The organism is Fundidesulfovibrio butyratiphilus, assembly GCF_054657235.1.
The window spans coordinates 604,494-623,361 of sequence record NZ_BAAHXA010000003.1 but is presented as its reverse complement, the minus strand read 5'-3'; the positions used below and the strand labels follow the sequence as shown (position 1 = coordinate 623,361).

At 65.6% G+C, this 18,868-nt stretch carries 11 protein-coding genes; 7 read left to right on the top strand and 4 right to left on the bottom strand.

The genetic code is table 11. The features are described from left to right. Positions 1–78: 78 nt before the first annotated feature. The 3 genes from ACYQ01_RS18880 to ACYQ01_RS18870 are packed head-to-tail and all read left to right on the top strand — an operon-like array spanning position 79 to position 7,528. A complete protein-coding gene (locus tag ACYQ01_RS18880; RefSeq protein ID WP_459935371.1) occupies positions 79–1,323 on the top strand; it encodes an MdtA/MuxA family multidrug efflux RND transporter periplasmic adaptor subunit in 1,245 nt (414 codons plus the stop codon). Further along, complete coding sequence (locus ACYQ01_RS18875; RefSeq protein ID WP_459935370.1) at positions 1,320–4,406, top strand: multidrug efflux RND transporter permease subunit; 3,087 nt, start codon at positions 1,320–1,322, stop codon at positions 4,404–4,406. Before ACYQ01_RS18880 ends, ACYQ01_RS18875 begins: the two co-directional genes overlap by 4 nt. Further along, the gene (locus ACYQ01_RS18870; RefSeq protein ID WP_459935369.1) at positions 4,403–7,528 is read left to right on the top strand and encodes a multidrug efflux RND transporter permease subunit; all 3,126 of its coding nucleotides are present in this window, start codon (positions 4,403–4,405) and stop codon (positions 7,526–7,528) included. Before ACYQ01_RS18875 ends, ACYQ01_RS18870 begins: the two co-directional genes overlap by 4 nt. 143 nt (positions 7,529–7,671) lie before the next feature. On the opposite strand, the gene ACYQ01_RS18865 is transcribed toward ACYQ01_RS18870, so the two are convergent. Then, the gene (locus tag ACYQ01_RS18865; RefSeq protein ID WP_459935368.1) at positions 7,672–9,573 is read right to left on the bottom strand and encodes a potassium transporter Kup; all 1,902 of its coding nucleotides are present in this window, start codon (positions 9,571–9,573) and stop codon (positions 7,672–7,674) included. Between the two features lie 278 nt (positions 9,574–9,851). Here ACYQ01_RS18865 and ACYQ01_RS18860 point away from each other — a divergent pair, with 278 nt between their 5' ends. Further along, entirely contained in the window at positions 9,852–10,877 is a 1,026-nt protein-coding gene (locus ACYQ01_RS18860) for a DMT family transporter (RefSeq protein WP_459935367.1), read from the top strand. 287 nt (positions 10,878–11,164) lie between these two features. Continuing rightward, positions 11,165–12,982 carry a methyl-accepting chemotaxis protein gene (locus tag ACYQ01_RS18855; protein ID WP_459935366.1) on the top strand — a complete coding sequence of 606 codons (1,818 nt, stop codon included), beginning with the start codon at positions 11,165–11,167 and terminating at the stop codon, positions 12,980–12,982. Between the two features lie 121 nt (positions 12,983–13,103). On the opposite strand, the gene ACYQ01_RS18850 is transcribed toward ACYQ01_RS18855, so the two are convergent. The 3 genes from ACYQ01_RS18850 to ACYQ01_RS18840 all read right to left on the bottom strand — a co-directional run bounded on the left by ACYQ01_RS18850 (position 13,104) and on the right by ACYQ01_RS18840 (position 17,576). Continuing rightward, the gene (locus ACYQ01_RS18850) at positions 13,104–15,284 is read right to left on the bottom strand and encodes a glutamine synthetase III family protein (protein ID WP_459935365.1); all 2,181 of its coding nucleotides are present in this window, start codon (positions 15,282–15,284) and stop codon (positions 13,104–13,106) included. Between the two features lie 281 nt (positions 15,285–15,565). Next, on the bottom strand, positions 15,566–16,558 hold the full coding sequence (locus ACYQ01_RS18845) for a methyltransferase (protein WP_459935364.1): 993 nt from the start codon (positions 16,556–16,558) through the stop codon (positions 15,566–15,568). Positions 16,559–16,736: 178 nt separating this feature from the next. Continuing rightward, positions 16,737–17,576 (bottom strand): MBL fold metallo-hydrolase, encoded by an 840-nt coding sequence (locus tag ACYQ01_RS18840; RefSeq protein ID WP_459935363.1) that lies wholly within the window; start codon positions 17,574–17,576, stop codon positions 16,737–16,739. Positions 17,577–17,841: 265 nt separating this feature from the next. Between ACYQ01_RS18840 and ACYQ01_RS18835 the strand changes: the two genes are divergently transcribed. Both ACYQ01_RS18835 and ACYQ01_RS18830 read left to right on the top strand, forming a co-directional pair. Further along, the gene (locus ACYQ01_RS18835) at positions 17,842–18,291 is read left to right on the top strand and encodes a hypothetical protein (protein WP_459935362.1); all 450 of its coding nucleotides are present in this window, start codon (positions 17,842–17,844) and stop codon (positions 18,289–18,291) included. Position 18,292: 1 nt separating this feature from the next. Then, entirely contained in the window at positions 18,293–18,769 is a 477-nt protein-coding gene (locus ACYQ01_RS18830) for a hypothetical protein (protein ID WP_459935361.1), read from the top strand. Positions 18,770–18,868: the final 99 nt, after the last annotated feature.

Below are 18,868 nucleotides of genomic sequence, written 5' to 3'. Positions count from 1 at the left end.
TTTCGTACGCCACCACCATGAAAAGGTGAGGCGATCCCCTCCACGCGCCCTCCGCAAAGACTCGTACAGGATTACGCCATGTCCCTACGCCTTGGCTCCTCACGGAGCGTCCGCATCGTCTTTTTCGCCTTGTTGTGTCTCGGCGGCGCTGTCCTCTGGCGGTTTTTCGCCGGCTCTTCTCCGGTCACGGCCCAGCCGCCCGGTGGGGCGCGTCGCGCGCCGGTGCTGGCGGCCCAGGCGCAGCGCAAGGACGTGCCCCTGTATCTGGTGGGGCTTGGCACGGTCACCCCCGAACGAACGGTCACGGTGCGCAGCCGGGTGGATGGGGAATTGCAGAAGGTGTTTTTTACCGAAGGTCAGGTGGTCAAGCAGGGCGACCCGCTGGCCCGCATCGACCCCAGGCCCTTCGAGGCTCAGATCACCCAGGCGGCCGGGCAGTTGGCCCGCGACCAGGCCCTTTTGGCCAACGCCCGTCTCGATCTGGCCCGCTACAAGGGGTTGGCCGCAAACGAATTCATCGCCAAGCAACAGTACGATACCCAACTCGCCCTGGTGCGCCAGTACGAAGGGCAGGTGAAGAACGACCAGGGCGTTCTGGAAAACGCCAAACTGCAACTGGTCTACAGCCGGATTGCCGCTCCGGTTTCCGGCAGGGTCGGCCTTCGTCTGGTGGATCCCGGCAACATGGTGCGGGCCACGGACACGGGCGGGCTTGTGGTCATCACCCAGCTCGAACCCATCGGCGTGGTGTTTTCCATCGCGGAGGACAACCTGCCGCGCGTGCGTCAGGCCCTGGCCGCCGGGCACGCCCCGTCCGTGGAGGCCTTCGACCGGGAGCAGAAGGTCAAGCTCGCCCAGGGCCAGCTCGCCAGCATGGACAACCAGGTGGACCTCTCCACCGGAACGGTCAAGCTCAAGGCGGCGTTTGCCAACGCGGACCACGCGCTTTTTCCCAATCAGTTCGTCAACGCCAGGCTCCTGGCCGAGGTGCGCAAGGATGCGGTGGTGGTGCCGGCCCAGGCGGTGCAGCGCGGCCCGCGCGGGGCCTTTGTCTACGTGGTCGAGCCAGACGACACCGTGAGCTTTCGCACGGTGGCGCCGGGTGAGACCTCGGAAGGACAGACCATCGTCAACAAGGGGCTGGAAGCCGGCGAAACCGTGGTGGTGGACGGAGCGGACAGGCTGCGCGACAAGGCCCCGGTGGAGGTGCGCCAGTCCGGGCAGAGCCAAAGCGAAGGCCAGGGCCGACCCGCGGGCCGGACAAGCGACCGCGCCCCCGCGTCCAACGCCAAGCCCCAACCCGCGAGGGACGTCAAGCCGTGAACATTTGCCGGCCCTTCATCGAACGGCCCGTGGCCACGAGCCTGATCATGATCGCGGTGCTTCTGGCCGGGGCCGTGGCCTACCGTCAGTTGCCCGTGGCCGCGCTGCCCCAGGTGGACTATCCCACCATACAGGTGCGCACCTTCTATCCCGGAGCCAGTCCCGACGTCATGGCTTCGTCCGTGACCGCGCCGCTGGAGCGCCAGTTCGGCCAAATGCCGGGGCTGACCCAGATGAATTCGGCCAGCTCCAGCGGGGCCTCGGTGGTGACCTTGCAATTCGCCCTGGAGCTGGGCCTGGACGTGGCCGAGCAGGAAGTGCAGGCCGCCATCAACGCCTCGTTCAACTATTTGCCCAAGGATCTGCCCAATCCGCCGGTCTACAGCAAGGTCAACCCGGCCGACGCGCCCGTGCTCACCCTGGCCCTGTCCTCGGATTCCCTGCCCCTGTACCGGGTGGAGGACCTGGCCGACACCCGCTTCGCCCAGAAGATCTCCCAGCAGCCGGGCGTGGGCCTGGTGAGCCTGGCCGGGGGGCAGCGCCCCGCCGTGCGCGTGCTGGCCAATCCCGCGGCCCTGGCCTCGGTGGGACTCACCCTGGAGGACCTGCGCGCGTTTCTGGCCGCGGCCAACGTCAACCAGGCCAAGGGCAGCTTCGACGGCCCGCACCAGTCCGCCGTGATCGGGGCCAACGACCAACTGCTTTCCAGCGAGGAATACCGCAAGCTGGTGGTGACCTACAAAAACGGCGCTCCGGTCATGCTCACCGACGTGGCCGACGTGGTGGACGGAGCCGAGGACGTGCGCCAGGCCGCCTGGGTGGACGAGACCCCGGCGGTCATCGTGAACATCCAGCGCCAGCCGGGAGCCAACGTCATCGAGGTGGTGGACCGCATCAAGCGCCTGCTGCCCCAGCTCACGGCCTCGCTGCCTCCGGCCGTGAAGGTGCGCGTGGTGGCCGACCGCACCACCACCATACGGGCCTCGGTGCACGACGTGCAGATCGAGCTCCTGTTGGCCGTGGGGCTGGTGGTGGCGGTGATCTTTTTTTTCCTGCGCAACGCGGCGGCCACCACCATTCCGAGCGTGGCCGTGCCCCTGTCCCTGGTGGGGGCCTTCGGGGCCATGTATCTCCTGGGATTTAGCCTGAACAACCTCACCCTCATGGCCCTGACCATCTCCACCGGGTTCGTGGTGGACGACGCCATCGTCATGATCGAAAACGTGGCCCGCTTCGTCGAACAGGGCGAAACGCCCATGCAGGCCGCGCTCAAGGGGTCCAAGCAGATCGGCTTCACCATCGTGTCGCTCACGGTTTCGTTGGTGGCGGTGCTCATTCCGCTGCTGTTCATGGGCGATGTGGTGGGGCGGTTGTTTCGCGAGTTCGCGGTCACCCTGGGCGTGACCATTCTCATTTCGGCGGCCGTGTCGCTCACGCTTACGCCCATGATGTGCGCCCGGGTGCTCAAACGCCCGGATCGGGAGCGCGAAAGCGTCTTTTTCGCCCGCACCCAGAAATTCTTCGACAGCGTTATCGCCGCCTACGGACGCAGCCTCACCGTGGTGTTGCGTCACCAGGGGGCCACCCTGGCCGTGGCCGTGGCCACTCTGGTCCTGACGGTGGGGCTCTACATGCATGCGCCCAAGGGCTTTTTTCCCGTGCAGGACACCGGAATGCTGCTCGGCGTCACCCAGGCTCCGGTGTCGGTGTCGTTTAACTCGATGGCGCGGCGGCAGCAGGCCGTGGCCAGGCGCATCCTGGAAGATCCGGCCGTGGCCGGGCTCACGTCGTTCATCGGGGTGGACGGCGTCAACGCCAGTTTGAACAGCGGTCGCCTCTCCGTGACCCTGAAGCCCCTTTCCGAACGCGACGAAAGCGCGGCGGAAATCGCCCATCGCCTGCAAGCGGCCCTGGCCGACGAGCCCGGGATCTCCCTCTTCCTGCAACCCGTACAGGACCTCACCGTGGACACCAAGGTCAGTCCGGCCCAGTACCAGTACACCTTCGAATGCCCCAGCGCCTCGGAGTTGGCCGGATACGCTCCCCGGTTCATCGACGTCCTGCGCACCCGGCCCGAGCTTTCCGGCGTGGGCGGCGACCAGATGGAAGGAGCCAAGCGCCTCTTCATCACCGTCGACCGGGTGAGCGCCGCCCGCCTGGGCATCACCCCCCAGCAGGTGGACGACACCCTCTACGACGCCTTCGGCCAGCGGCTGGTGTCCACCATGTATACCGAGCTCAACCAGTACCGGGTGGTTCTCGCGGCCAAGCCCGACATGCAGACCGGCCAAAAGGCCCTGGACAACCTCTATTTGCGCGGCCAGGACGGCGGCCAGGTCCCGCTCGCGGCCATCGCCAGCGTCCAGGTCGTCTCCGGTCCCCTGGTCATCAACCGCCAGGGACAGTTTCCGGCCGTGACCGCCTCCTTCAACGTGGCTCCGGGCTGGGCCTTGGGCCAGGCCGTGGACGCGGTGCGCCAGTCCCTCAAGGACCTGCCCCCGCCTCCGGGAGTGGAAGGACGCTTCCAGGGCACGGCCCAGGCCTTTTTGGCCTCGCTTTCCAACCAGCCGCTGCTCATTTTGGCCGCGCTCATCACGGTCTACATCGTGCTCGGGGTGATGTACGAAAGCTACGTGCATCCGGTGACCATCTTGTCCACGCTGCCGTCGGCCGGCGTGGGCGCGGTGCTGTCGCTCCTGCTGTTTCGCCTGGAACTCGACGTCATCGCGGTCATCGGCATCATCCTGCTCATCGGCATCGTGAAGAAAAACGGCATCATGATGGTGGACTTCGCCCTGGACGCCGAACGCCACGAGGGCAAGGGACCGGAGGAAGCCATCTATCAGGCCTGTCTGCTGCGCTTTCGTCCCATCATGATGACCACCCTGGCCGCGCTCCTGGGCGCTTTGCCCATGGCCCTGGGCTCGGGCGTGGGCTCGGAGCTCAGGCGTCCGTTGGGCGTGACCATCGTGGGAGGGCTGATCCTCAGCCAGGTTCTCACCTTGTACACCACTCCGGTCATCTATCTGGCCTTCGACAGGCTGGCCAGGAGGACCGACGCCGGCGGAGCCGGCAGACCGTGAGCCTCTCGTCCGCAAGCATCACCCGCCCGGTGGGCACCACGCTCGTCACCTTGGGCCTGGTGCTGGCCGGGATACTCGGCTACTGCCTGTTGCCGGTGTCGCCCCTGCCCCAGGTGGACTTTCCCACCATCTCGGTGCAGGCCAGCCTGCCCGGCGCCGACCCCGAGACCATGGCCACCTCGGTGGCCGCGCCGTTGGAGCGTCAGTTCTCGCGCATCGCCGGGGTGTCCGAGATGACTTCGGCAAGCTACCGGGGCTCCACCAGCATCACCCTGCAATTCGACCTGGACCGCAACATCGACGGCGCGGCCCGCGACGTGCAGGCGGCCATCAACGCGGCCAGGGGGTTCATGCCCGTCGGCATGCCCAGCAATCCCACCTACAGAAAGATCAATCCGGCCGACGCCCCGGTGCTTATCTTGGCGCTCACCAGCCAGACGGTGACCCGGCCGCGCATGTACGACGTGGCCACCACGGTGTTGCAGCAGAAGCTTTCCCAGGTCAAAGGCGTGGGGCAGGTGTTCGTGGGGGGCGGGTCGTTGCCGGCGGTGCGGGTGCAGCTCAATCCCACGGCGCTTTCCGCCTACGGCCTGTCGCTTGAGGACGTGCGCAACGTGCTGGCCAAGACCAACGTCAACCGGCCCAAGGGCAGCGTGATCGAGGGGGATTCCCTCTACGAGATCGAAACCAACGGCCAGCTCGACCAGGCGTGGCAGTACAGGGACCTGTTGCTGCGCTTTTCCGACGGCAGGGCCGTGCGCCTGCAAGACGTGGCCGACGTGGTGGACTCGGTGGAGGATCTGCGCGCCACCGGCATGTTGAACGGCGTGCCCTCGGTTTCCATCATCGTCTTTCGCCAGCCCGGGGCCAACATCATCGAAACCGTGGACAGGGTGCGCGCCCTCATCCCCACCCTGCAGGAAAGTCTGCCCCAGGACGTGACCCTGCAACCCGTGGTGGACCGCTCCCCGCCGATTCGGGCCTCGTTGCGCGAAGTGCAGCGGTCCATGGGCATCTCGTGCCTGCTGGTGGTGCTGGTGGTGTTCGTGTTCCTGCGAAACGCGCGGGCCACGCTCATTCCGGCCACGGCCGTGGTGGTTTCGCTGATCGGCACCTTCGCGGTCATGTACCTGCTGGGCTATTCGCTGGACAACCTCTCCCTGATGGCGCTCACCATCGCCACGGGCTTCGTGGTGGACGACGCCATCGTGGTGGTGGAAAACATCACCCGGCATATGGAAAAGGGCAAGACGCCCCTGCAGGCGGCCTTCGACGGCTCGCGCGAAATCGCCTTCACCGTGGTGTCCATGAGCGTGTCGCTCATCGCGGTGTTCATTCCCATTCTGCTCATGGGCGGCATGGTGGGGCGGCTGTTCCGGGAATTTTCCATGACCCTGTCGGCGGCCATTCTGGTCTCCATGGCCCTTTCCCTCACCACCACGCCCATGATGTGCGCGGCCCTGCTGCGTCCGGGCAAGGCCCGCGCCCAGGGACGTCGCCGCGGAAGGGCCGAACGCTTCTTCACTGGCATGCAGGCCCTGTACCGGCGCAGCCTGAGCTGGTCGCTCGGACGCCAGGGACTCATGCTCAGCCTCACCTTCGCGGCCATGGCCCTCACCGTGGGGCTCTACGTCACCATTCCCAAGGGATTCTTCCCCTTGCAGGACACCGGCCGCATCATGGGGGCCATCCAGGCCGCGCAGGACATTTCGTTCCAGGCCATGCGCGAAAAGCTCAAGGCCATTGTGGACATCGTGCGCACCGACCCGGACGTGGACAAGGTGGCCGGTTTCACCGGCGGCGGCGGGGGAGGGGGCTCCACCGTCAACACCGCGCGCATGTTCATCGCGCTCAAGCCCCACTCCGAACGCAAGGACGACGTGCAAAAGACCCTGGGCAGGCTGCGGCGCAAGCTCATGGCCGTTCCGGGCGCTCCGGCCTTTTTGCAGCTCGTGCAGGACCTGCGCGTGGGCGGGCGCGGCAGCAACGCCCTGTATCAGTATACCTTGCAAGGCGAGAGCCTGCCCGAGCTTTCGGTCTGGGGAGCGCGCATGCTCACGGCCATGCGCTCCCTGCCTCAGATCGTGGACGTCTCCAGCGACCAGCAGGACCGGGGGCTCGAAACCACCCTGAACGTGGACCGCGACACGGCTGCGCGCATGGGCATCTCCATGCAGGCCCTGGACAACGCCCTGTACGACGCCTTCGGCCAGCGGCAGGTGTCGGTGCGCTACACCGACCGCAACCAGTACCATGTGGTCATGGAAGTGGCTCCGCCCTTCTGGCAGAGCCCCGAGGGCCTGAAGACCCTTTACGTCCCCACCAAGGACGGGACCATGACCCCGCTGTCGGCCTTCACCACCCTCTCGGAAAAGGCCACCACCCTGGCCGTGCCCCACCAGGGACAGTTTCCGGCCGTGACCATCTCCTTCAACCTGGCTCCAGGCGTGGCCCTGGGCCAGGCCGTGGCCGCCATCGAGAACGCGGCCCACGCCATGGCCATGCCCGTGAGCGTGCGGGGCAGTTTCCAGGGCACGGCCCAGGCCTTTCAGGCCTCGCTTTCCAATCAGCCGTTTCTGCTTCTGGCCGCGCTGGTGGCGGTGTACATCGTGCTGGGCGTGCTCTACGAGAGTCTGGTCCATCCGGTGACCATTCTCTCCACCCTGCCCTCGGCCGGGGCCGGGGCGGTGCTCGCGCTCATGGCCACGAAAAACGACCTGAACATCATCGCCATCATCGGGATCATCTTGCTCATCGGCATCGTGAAGAAGAACGGCATCATGATGGTGGACTTCGCCCTGGAAGCCGAGCGTCGTCACGACCTGACCCCGCGCGAAGCCATTTACCGGGCCTGCCTGCTGCGTTTTCGCCCCATCATGATGACCACCATGGCCGCGCTGCTGGGCGCGCTGCCCCTGGCCCTGGGCACGGGGGCGGGGTCCGAGCTCAGAAGGCCGCTCGGCATCACCATCATCGGCGGCCTGGCGGTCAGCCAGATGCTCACCCTCTACACCACGCCGGCGGTCTATCTGGCCCTGGACAGGCTGCGCCTGCGCCTGGCGGCCAGACGGCGGGCCGCGAAGGCCCGAAAGCAAGGACGGTCCGGAGGGACGGGACGCTAGCAGCCCGCCCAAAACGCACGATTCGTGCAGCCTGTTCAACAACGCGCTGGCAGGGGGCGAAGGAGGGGCGAGCCCGAGCGGGGCGAACCCGCAGCGGGTTGCCCTTCGTGAACCGGGCGCGGCCAGCGGGGTTCGCCAGGCCGCTAGAGTTCGATCTGCAATCCCAGCTCCACCACGCGGTCCGGCGGCAGGCCGAAGAACGACGACGCCGGCCGCGAGTTGCGGCTCATGAGCGAGAACAAGGCCTTGCGCCAGGCGCTCATGCCCTTGGCGCTGGTGGTGAGCAGGCTTTCGCGTCCGAGGAAGTACGTGGTTTCGGTGGGTTCCACGTCCACGCCCTGGGCGTTGACCTGGGTGAGGATCCAGGGCGCGTTGGGGCTTTCCATGAACCCGTAGCGGGCGATGATCCGGTAGAAGCGGTCGCCCATGTCCTGCACGGTGACCTTCTGGTCGTCCGGCACCACGGGCGTGTCGGCCACGGTGATGGAGAGCACGAAATTCTTTTCGTAGATGGCCCCGGTGTGGCGGAAGAACTGGGCCAGGGTCACGGGCGTGCCCGTGGGCGAAACGGACATGAACACCGCGGCGCCGGGCAGGCGCAGGGCGTGGATGGACTCCACGTCGCGGTGGAACACGTCCAGGGGCACGATCTGGTCGGCCAGGTGTCTGGTGAGCAACAGGCGTCCGCGCTTCCAGGTGGTCATGGCCAGCACCAGCATCACGGCGATGGACAGGGCAATCCAGCCGCCGTCGAGCACCTTGGCCAGGTTGGAGCCCAGGTACGTGAGGTCGAAGCACAAAAACATGCTGGACATGGCCATGGCCCGCCACAGGGGCCAGCCCCAGGTGGTGCGGGCCACAAAGCCCATGAGCACGGAGGTGCAGGTCATGGAGGCCGTCACCGCGATGCCGTAGGCCCCGGCCAGGCCCGAGGACTGGCGAAAAACCAGCACCAGGGTGATGCAGGCCACCATGAGGGCCCAGTTGACGCCGGGCAGATAGATTTGTCCCTCGAAGGCGCTGGAGGTGTGCACGATGCGCATGCGGGGGAAGTAGCCCAGTTGCACGGCCTGGCGGGTCAGCGAGAACACGCCCGAGATCATGGCCTGGGAGGCGATGACCGTGGCCATGGTGGCCAGGATGACCATGGGGTAGAGAAAGGCGGCCGGCACCGCGCCGTAGAAGGGGTTCGAGGCCGAGGCGGGGTTGGTGAGCAGTCTGGCCCCCTGGCCGAAGTAGTTGCACAGCAGCATGGGAAAGACCACGATCAGCCAGGAAATGCGGATGGGCGTCTTTCCGAAATGGCCCATGTCGGCGTAGAGGGCCTCTCCGCCGGTGATGCACAGCACCACCGCGCCCAGCACCACGAAGCCGTGCAGCGAGTTGGCGGCGAAAAAGGCCGCCGCATAGGCTGGATTGAGCGCCCGCAGCACCGTGGGGTTGTCGATGATGGCCAAAATGCCGCACAGGCCGATGGCGGAGAACCAGACCAGGGTGACCGGTCCGAAAACGCGTCCGATGCCGTGGGTTCCTCGTCGTTGAATGAGAAAGAGTCCCAGCAAGATGACGCAGGTGGCCGGCACGATGATGGGCGAGGCGGCCGTGGTGGCCACTTCCAGCCCTTCGAGGGCCGAGAGCACGGAGATGGCCGGAGTGATGACCCCGTCGCCATAGAGCAGCGACGCGCCGCACAGGCCGAGAAAGGCGACCTTGGCGTAGGCCTTGGGCGAGTCGGCGCGCAGCCGGGGCAAGAGTTCCAGCAGGGAGAACATGCCGCCTTCGCCTTTGTTGTCGGCCCGCAGCACGAAGGTGACATATTTAATGGTGATGACGAAACTCAGGGACCAGAAAATGAGCGACAGCACGCCCATGACGTTGACCGGGCTGACGGGCAGCGCGTGGGGGCCGGTGAAGCATTCCTTGATGGCGTAGAGCGGGCTGGTCCCGATGTCGCCGTAGACCACGCCGAGGGCGCCCAGGGCCAGTCCCGCGACCGGGGCTCGGGAGGCGTGGACCCCTGCCTGTGCTTGTGCGGGGGCGCTCATGAGAGAAGCGCCTTGTCAATGACCGGGGACCGATGGACGAACGTCGCGCCCCCTGTCGGGAGCGTGGCGCGGGCTTGGGATGTCTGGGAGCGACGGAACATAATGGACGCCTCCCTATAGGTTTTAGCATGAAAACACAAGGCGGCCCGCGATATTGCTCGCTTCCCGTCCTCTTGACGCGAGGCTTCGGCCTTGCCAAATGTCAGTGCGTCGCAGGCGCACGGCCCTCCCGTCGCGCCGTTTTGAACCATCCCATCCGCGCGCGGCGCAAAGCGAACATGGACAACAGCCCGGTTTGTCATGAGAATCACGAATCCTGTCCCTCCGGTGCATCGGGCGGGCAAGGCGAGCGCCCACCGCGTTCGGCCCGGTCCGGGGTGGCCGTGGGGCTGGCCTGCGCCGCTGGCGGGACCGGGCTGTGGGGGCTTTCCTTTGTGGTCCCGGTGTTTTTGCCGGGCGTCTCTCCCTGGGACGTCTCGCTTGGGCGCTACCTGATCTTCGGCGTCATCGGCCTGATCGGCATGCGGGGGCTGGCGGCCTCCGGCGAGCGCCTGACCCGCGAAGACTGGATCATGGCCGTGCTGCTGTCCGTCACCGGGTATTACGGTTGCTACACCCTCATGGTCTACGCCGTAAACCTGTGCGGTCCGGCCCTGCCCACCCTGGTCATGGGACTGACGCCCATCACCGTGGCCGTGACCGGCGCGCTGCGTGGCCGCGAGGGCGGGTTGTCCCGTCTGGTCGGCCCGTTGGCCAGCGTGGGGCTGGGGCTTCTGGCCGTGAACCTGGCCCGCCACGGCCAGGGGCTTTCCGGCGTCAATCTGGGCGCGGGCCTGGCATGCAGCGTGGCCGCCCTGGCCATGCTGACCTATTATTTGGTCGCCAACCTGCTGTTTCTCAAGCGCCACCCCCGCATTTCCCCCATGGCCTGGGCCAACGCCGTGGGATTTATCCTGCTCTGGATGTCCCTGGGCGCTCTGGGGCTGCGCCTGCTTCTGCAAAGCGGATGGCCCTGGGAGGGCACCCCGACCCCGTGCTGGACGTACTTCGCGGCCGTCGCGACCCTGGGCGTGGGAGCGTCCTGGGTGGGCGGATTGCTTTGGAACAAGGCCAACAGGATGCTTCCCGCCTCCCTGGCCGGGCAGTGCATCGTGTTCTGGCCGGTTTCGGGCGTCATTTTGGCCTGCCTGGTGGAACGCAGCCTGCCTTCGCCGGTCGAAGCGGCTGGCATGACGGCCGTGTTCGCCGGTGTGTGGTGGGGCGTTCGGGTCGCGGCTTCGGGGGACGGGCGCTCCTCCTCCTGACGGACTCATTCCGGTTCTTTTCGCGTCGCCTGGGTGCGTCCCCCTTGGAGGCCGATCCTTCGCTCCCCTGCCGAGAGCCTCGGGTCGTGCCGGCTCGGCTTCCTTTCGATCCTCTTTGTAAGTCTTTCGGAATAATTCTTGCGAAAAAAGCGGGGCATGCTATGGACACAATACACTGCAAGGCTCTCTTCTTCCAGAAAAGTGCATGGCGTTTTGAAGAAAATCGCGGATTTCTTCGGGCAATTTGGGGAAACAGTCGCCTGGAACACTTATAAACGGAGCAAACGATGAATTTCCTCTCCAATGTGAAGACCGCAACAAAACTGGTGCTCTTCGCCTGTCTGCTGTCGCTGTTCACCGTCTCCTTGTCCGTCTATTCGTTTCTCGGCCTTCAGGAGATACAGAGCCAGGCGGAAAGAATGTACAGCATGGCTGTCCTTGGCATCAGCCACACCAGCGACAGCATAGCCGCCATGCTCCGGGCTATCCGGCAGGAAAAGAATGTCATCATCTCCAATGATCAACAAGAAATGGATGGGTTCTTCGCGCAATACAAGAAAGAGCGGGACGCGGTTCTCTCCGGCGTGGATGAGCTTCGAAGATACTATTGGACGGAAAGCGACAAGCGTGAATATGCAAAGTTGCAGCGCCTGACGAACGAGTGGTCAAAGATTCATGATGAGATTTTACGTGTTGGAAACACCACGGACCAGGACCAGAGCATGAAAGCTCAAAAGATGTCCGCGACGGTGGGCAAGGAAGCCAGCGACGCTCTGGAGCGACAATTCGAAGTCATGATGGACTCGAAGCGTGCCCTTTCCAAAAAGGAAAACGAGGCAATCAACAGCACGTACCATTCCATCACCCTGGTTTCCGTGGTCGCCACCACGGTCAGCGTGGTTTTGGGCGTTGTCCTGGGCATTCTTTTCGCCCGGTCGCTCATGGGACAGCTTGGCGACGAACCGGCCTCCCTGGCCAACATTGCCCGGCGTATCGCATCGGGGGAACTGGACTATCGCTTCGACGCCGACCGAAAGGCCCTGGGCGTGTACGGGGCCATCAAGCAGATGGCCGAGAATCTCAAGGCCAAGATCGCCGAGGCCGAAGCCCTTGGCGTTCAGGCCAGAAACGAAGCCGAGCAGGCCAAGCGCGCCATGGCCGAAGCCGAAGAAGCCAAGGGGCAGGCCGAGCGGGCCAGGACCGAGGGCATGCTGCAGGCCGCGTCCCAGCTTGAAGGCGTGGTGGCGGTGGTGGGAGGAGCGTCGGATGAACTTTCCGCCCAGGTGGAGCAGTCCAGCCGAGGCGCGGAGCAGCAGGCCCAGCGCGTGGCAGAGACCGCCACGGCCATGGAGGAGATGAACGCCACCGTGCTGGAAGTGGCCAAAAACGCCGGCCTGGCCGCCCAGTCGTCCGAGCAGGCCCGGTCCATGGCCCAGGAGGGCGCGGACGTGGTGGGGCGGGCCGTGCGCGAGATCGAGGCCGTACAGAGCCAGGCCCAGCAGCTCAAGAGCGACATGGACGCCCTGGGCCGTCAGGCGGCGGGGATCGGTCAGATATTGAACGTCATTTCCGACATCGCCGACCAGACCAACCTGCTGGCCCTGAACGCCGCCATCGAGGCGGCCCGGGCCGGAGAAGCCGGACGCGGCTTCGCCGTGGTGGCCGACGAAGTGCGCAAGCTGGCGGAAAAAACTCAGGCTGCCACCAAGGAAGTGGAAGACGCGATACAGGGAATTCAACAGGGAGCGACCAAGAACATGGCCGGGGTGGACCGCACGGTGGAGACCATCGGCCTGGCCACGGAACTGGCCACGCGTTCGGGGAGTTCCCTGGGCGAGATCGTGCGTCTGGTGGAGTCCGCCACCGACCAGGTGCGCTCCATGGCCGCGGCATCGGAACAGCAGTCCGCCGCATCCGAGGAGATCAACCGCTCCATCGAGGAAATCAGCACCATTTCGGGCGAGACGTCCCAGGCCATGGGCCGCGCCAACGAGGCCGTGGGCGAACTGGCCCGGCAGGCCCAGGTGCTCCGGGGCCTTATCGCGCAAATGCAGGCCGGAGGCGACGGCGCGTCGCGGGCGCGGGCCCTTCCCGGCGCCGGATGATCATCGCGCCCGCCCGCGCCGGCGACCCTTGCCGGTCGGAACCAGGCGCGATCGAGGAACGCAAAAAGGCCGCCCTTTCGGGCGGCCTTGTCGTTGAAGCGGGGTTGTCGGTCGGCGCGAACTAGCGGATGAAGAGCATTTCCTGGTAGCTGGGCAGGGGCCACAGGTCGTCGGCCACCACGATCTCCAGCGAGTCGGCCCACTTGCGCACTTCGAGCATGGCGGGCAGCATGGTGTCGCACATGTAGCGGGCGTGGGCCAGGGTGTCGCCGCCTTCGTGGGCCAACAGCTTTTCCAGCTTGTCCACGGACTCCTGCAGGCCGCGCAGCTTGGTGGTGACGTCTTCCAGGGCCACCAGCTTGTAGTCGTGGCCCACGGCCTCCAGATTGGCGGCGGTTCCGGCCAGCTCGCCCTGGTAGCGCATGGCGGCCGGGAAGATCACGGTGCGGGCTATGCGGATGGCCAGGTTGGCTTCGGTGGTGATGGTCTTCACGTACTGTTCCAGGTAGATTTCCTGACGGGAAGCCAACTCCGCCTGGGTGAGCACGTCGTACTTGACGAACAGGTCCACGGTCTCCTGGGCGGTGAGCACGGGCAGGGCGTCGGGAGTGGTCTTCAGGTTGGGCAGGCCGCGCTTGGCCGCTTCCACGTGCCACTCGTCGGAATAGCCGTCGCCGTTGAAGATCACGGAGTCGTGTTCCACCATGATTTTCTGCAGCAGCTTCTGCACACCTTCGTTGAACTGGGTCTTGTTGACCTTGCCCAGCTTTTCCAGCTCGGTGGCGATGTAGTCGAGGGAGTCGGCCATCATGGCGTTGAGGGCCACCTGGGCGCCGGCGATGGAGTGCGAGGAGCCCACGGCGCGGAATTCGAACCGGTTGCCGGTGAAGGCGAAGGGGCTGGTGCGGTTGCGGTCGCCCGGATCCATGGGCAGCGGGGGCAGGGTGTCCACGCCGATGTGCATGACGCCCTTCTGCTTCGAGCTCTTGGCGGCGCCGCTCTTGATCTGGTCGAACACGTCGGAGAGCTGTTCGCCCAGGTAGGCGCTCATGATGGCCGGCGGGGCTTCGTTGGCGCCCAGGCGATGGTCGTTGGAGGCGCTGGCCACGGTGGCGCGCAACAGGGCGCCGTACTTGTGCAGGGCGCGGATGGCGGCGGCGCAGAACACCAGGAACTGGGCGTTGGCGTGGGGGGTGTCGCCCGGATCGAACAGGCTGCCCAGCTCGGCGTTGCCGATGGAGTAATTGAGGTGCTTGCCCGAGCCGTTGATGCCGGCGAAGGGCTTTTCGTGCAGCAGGCAGATCAGGCCGTAGCGTTTGGCCACGCTACGCAGGGTGGTCATGACCATCTGGTTGTGGTCGGTGGCCAGGTTGCCCTGCTCGAAGATGGGGGCGATTTCGAACTGGCTGGGAGCCACTTCGTTGTGGCGGGTCTTGACCGGCACGCCCAGTTTGAACAGTTCGCGCTCGACTTCCATCATGAAGGCCAGGACGCGGCGGGGAATAACGCCGAAGTACTGGTCTTCGAACTCCTGGCCCTTGGCCGAGGGAGCGCCGAACAGGGAGCGGCCGGCGATGAGCAGGTCGGGGCGGGAGAAGACGAAGTTGCGGTCGATGAGGAAATATTCCTGCTCGGGTCCGGCGAAGTTGGTGATGGGCAGCTTGGTGTTGACGCCGAAGAGTTTGAGCACGCGCTTGGCTTGCTTGTTCAGGGCCTGCAGCGAGCGCAGAAGCGGGGTCTTTTTGTCCAGGGCCTCGCCGGTCCAGGAGACGAAGGCCGTGGGGATGCACAGAAAGGTGCCGTTGGGGTTTTCAAGAATGTAGGCCGGGCTGGTCACGTCCCAGGCGGTGTAGCCGCGGGCTTCGAAGGTGGCGCGCAGGCCGCCGGAGGGGAAGCTCGAAGCGTCGGGCTCGCCCTGGATGAGCAGCTTGCCCGAGAATTCGGCCAGGGCTCCGCCTTCGCCGTCGGGAACCAGGAAGGAGTCGTGCTTTTCGGCGGTCAGGCCGGTGAGCGGATAGAACACGTGGGTGAAGTGGGTGGCGCCTTTTTCGATGGCCCAGTCCTTCATGGCGCTGGCCACCACGTCGGCCACCGACGGATCGAGCTTCTCGCCGAAGGCGATGGTCTTCTTGAGCGACTTGTACACAGCCTTGGGCAAGCGCTCCTGCATGACCTTGTCATTGAAGACGTTGGACCCGAAAATGTCGGTGGGTTTGGTGTCGTGGAAATTCAGAGGCGCGTGCGCCGGCTTGTAATTGATGATCGCCGAGATGGCGTTGAGACGTGCCTGGATTCCGCTCATAGGGTGACTCTCCATTAACGAAAGGGTTTTTCGACGTGCTTGCGGTCGGGGTGTTTCCCCCGGCGCCGTGGGGCGGCCGAGACGACGATTGGCGCGATTTTTCCCGTTTTGTGACGGAGTTGTCGCCGTCGCCCGTTTGCCTTCGCGAAATTTTCAATAATGTAAATTGAGCCGGATTATTTGTAAAGGCCCTATCGCACCCTTGGCCAGGCAAAATCGGTTTCGAGGTGAAAAAAAGCGGACGCTCGGGGCCAAACGTCCGCGAAAACGCGCTCCGGAAGCTAATCGACGCGGCCCATGACCACTCCGGAGGCGTTCGGACCGCAAAATGACAGACGCGTCACATCCCGGGCTCCGGCCGCTTCGAGCATGTCCCGCAGCTCGGCTTCGGAGTAGGATTGTCCGCCCTGGGTTCCCAGCAGCATGTTCAAGGAAAACAGCGCGGCATGCGTGGGACCTTGCCCCGTGTCGTCGAGAATGAATTCGTGGATGAAGATCAGGCCCCCGGGACCAAGCGCCCGGGCCGACTTTTCCACCAGCAGGGCGCATTCTTCCGGCGGGTGGGCGTGCAATATCTGCGACATCCAGACCACGTCGAACTCCCCGGGCAGGGGGTCGGCCAGAAAGTCGCCGCCCGCGAAGTCCACCCGGTCCGCCAGTCCGAAGCGCTGGGCCACCTTGCGGGCGAAGGGCTCGGAACCGGGCAGGTCGAAGACGGTGGCCGTCATGGCCGGGTTGGCCAGGCAGAATTGGCAGGCGTAGGTGCCCGGTCCGCCGCCCAGGTCGAGCAGCCTGGTTTTGCCCCGGAGGTCGATTTCGCGGGCCAGCCCGGGCGCGATGGCCATGGCCAGGTTGAACATGCCCATGAGGAAGGACTCCCGGTCCTCTCCGCCGTGGGAGGCGCGTTCGCGCACCGGCTGGCCCGTGCGCACGGCCTGGGGCAGCTTGGTCCAGGAGGCCATGATGTTGTGGTGGTGCATGATGATGTGGCCCAGGTAGTCGGGGCTGGAGCGTCCCAGATAGCGACGGGAAAAGTCGGTCAGCGCGTAGCGGTCCTGGCGCGCGTTCAGCAGCCCCATGGACGCCAGGGCCCGCAGGAGCATCCCCCCGGCCCTGGCGTCTATCGCGGCCCGGCAGCCCATGGCCTGGGCGTCCAGGGGGCCGTCTTCCAGGGCGGTGAACAGGCCCAGGGACACGCCGGCGTGCAGGGCGCAGGTGGCCCAATAGTTTCCCGAAAGTTTGAGCAGGCTTTCAGGGCTCGATATTTCGTTCATGAGACCTCCATGATGCGCTTGCGGAAGAACGACCCCGGCGGGCGGGGTCGAGGTCCGGCCGGACCTCGGCCTGCCCCGGCCCGATGTCGGACGCGAACGCGGTCGCAAGGGATGCGTCGCCTTCGTTTCCGGGGGATCGTCGGATTGTGTGGATTGACCGTGTCGGTTGTCCGAAATGCTATTCGTACTTGAAACGCATGCCCACAGCCACTTCCGGGACGGCCAGAAAGGCGGAAAGGCCGATCTTGGCCGCGAGGTCCGTGCAGTGGCAGGCGTGAGCCGAGGCAAGACCCAGGGACTTCAGGAAGTTGCCGGTGCCTTCGATGCGGGTTTGGGGGGCGTTTTGCAGGTGCAGCCCACCCAGCACGTCGATGAAGCGCTTTTCGCCAAAGATGTCCATGGCCTTTTTGGCCATGGAGCACACGCCGCTGTGGGCGCAGCCCGAAAGCAGCACCAGTCCGTCCTTGCCCCGCCAGGCCATGCCGGTGTCGTCGGTCAGGGGATCGGGCGTGTAGCCGTCCGGGCCCTGCACCTCGCCCAGGGGGGCGGCGCGTTCGAAGTCGTACACGCGCTCGATTTCGCCCAGAAAAGCCAGGTTTTCGGTGATCCAGATGGGATCGCGGCTGAGCTGGATGTCGAAAAAGTTGCCCAGGGTCTCCAGGGACACGAGCGAGCCGAAGACCGGGCATCCCTTGCGCCGCTTGGGCACAAAGGCGTCCGGGTGGGCCAGCAGCACGGGACGCGCGGGGGGCCGTCCGGCCGAGGTGCAATGGGAATAAAAGCGCATCAGGGGTTCGAGGCCCCAGGTGTGGTCCAGGTGGCCGTGGGAGATCACCAGATAATCGAGGTTGGTCAGGTCCACATCCAGACGACGGGCGTTTTCGAGAAAGGCTTCCGAATAGCCCGCGTCGAACAGGATGCGTTTGCCCTCGGTTTCGATAAGCAGGGAAAATGCCGGCTCGGCCAGATAGAAGTGTCCCGCCCGGACGTTGTTGTCCATGAGCACCGTCACCTTCATATGGACCTCCTGTCGGTGAAACGTTTGCAAATCAGTTGCGCCACGATGGCCCCAAACGGCCCGGTCCGCAAGTCCCGTGCGCGGCCCCGGGCGGTTGGCGCTTTACTTGCGCGGGACGCGCGTACTATCAACGGGCAATCGGCGAGGCCGCCTCGGGATGTCGTCCCCGGGGGCCCGTCGGGATGGGCCGACACACGCTCGGGCCGCGTTCCCTCACCCGCAACCGCGCCCGAAAGGCGTCTCGACAAATCCCGGAGGTACTCCCATGCGACACGTCCTGCTGGCGTGCCTGGTGCTTTTCGCCGCTTCGGCGGCATTCGCCCAGGCCCCCGCCCAGAAAGACGAAAGAGCCCTGGCCGGCTACTGGACCCGAATGCCCAAGGACGCCCGCCTGGCCTATATGGTGGGGGCCACCAGCGGCATGTTGGCCTTTCGCGACACCCATGCGGACCTCCGGTCCGCCGGTCCGGCCAGTCCCGCGCCCCGCATCGACCGGGCCCTGGACGCCATGGACCGTCTGGTCTCGGACGAGGCGATATGCGTCCTGCCCATGATGGCCGTGGCCGCGGCGGCCCTGGCCGTGGCTCAGGATCAGGACCCCGAGCCCGCTCTGCAAGTCGGCAGGGACATGATCGGCGAACTGACCAGCGACGACCTGCCGGCCGCGTCCGCGCGCACCAACGACCAGGCGTCGCCCGCCGAAGGGGTGAGGTGACATGATGGTGCATCATCCCGCCCTGTGCGCGTTGTTGATCGGCCTGTGCCTTTCCGTTCCTTCCCTGGTCCTGGCCCAGGACGAGGGACGCGACCTGCATTTCGACAACACCCTGCTCTTTACCGAACCCTGGCTGTGGCCGGTGAACCTCGATTCCCTGGTTCCCCAGCCCAAGACCGGCCCCAAACCCACCTACGCCCAGAGCTGGCTTGCCGCGTCGGAGCCGGAAAAGCGCCTGTTCCTGGAAGGGTACGGCGATCAGGTGGTGTTTCGGTGCATGGTGCGGGGAAAAGGGGACAATCCGGGCTCCAGGGCGTGCGCCGAGCCGCTTTTGCCCCTGCCGCCCGATCCGGTGTTGGCGGCCATGGACGACATCTACCGCGATCCGCGGTTTGCGGAAAAGCGTTATGACCTGGTGATCCAGGCGGCGCTCAAGAAGATTGTGGGGGACGACTGGCAGGGATTTTTGTCCCGGTGAATCCGGCCGTGGCGCGGCCGCGTCGCCCGGAAGGGAATGAGCCCCCGTTTCGGGGGCGCTGACACCCGGCGATACGCCCGCGCGCGGCCTTTACGGAAA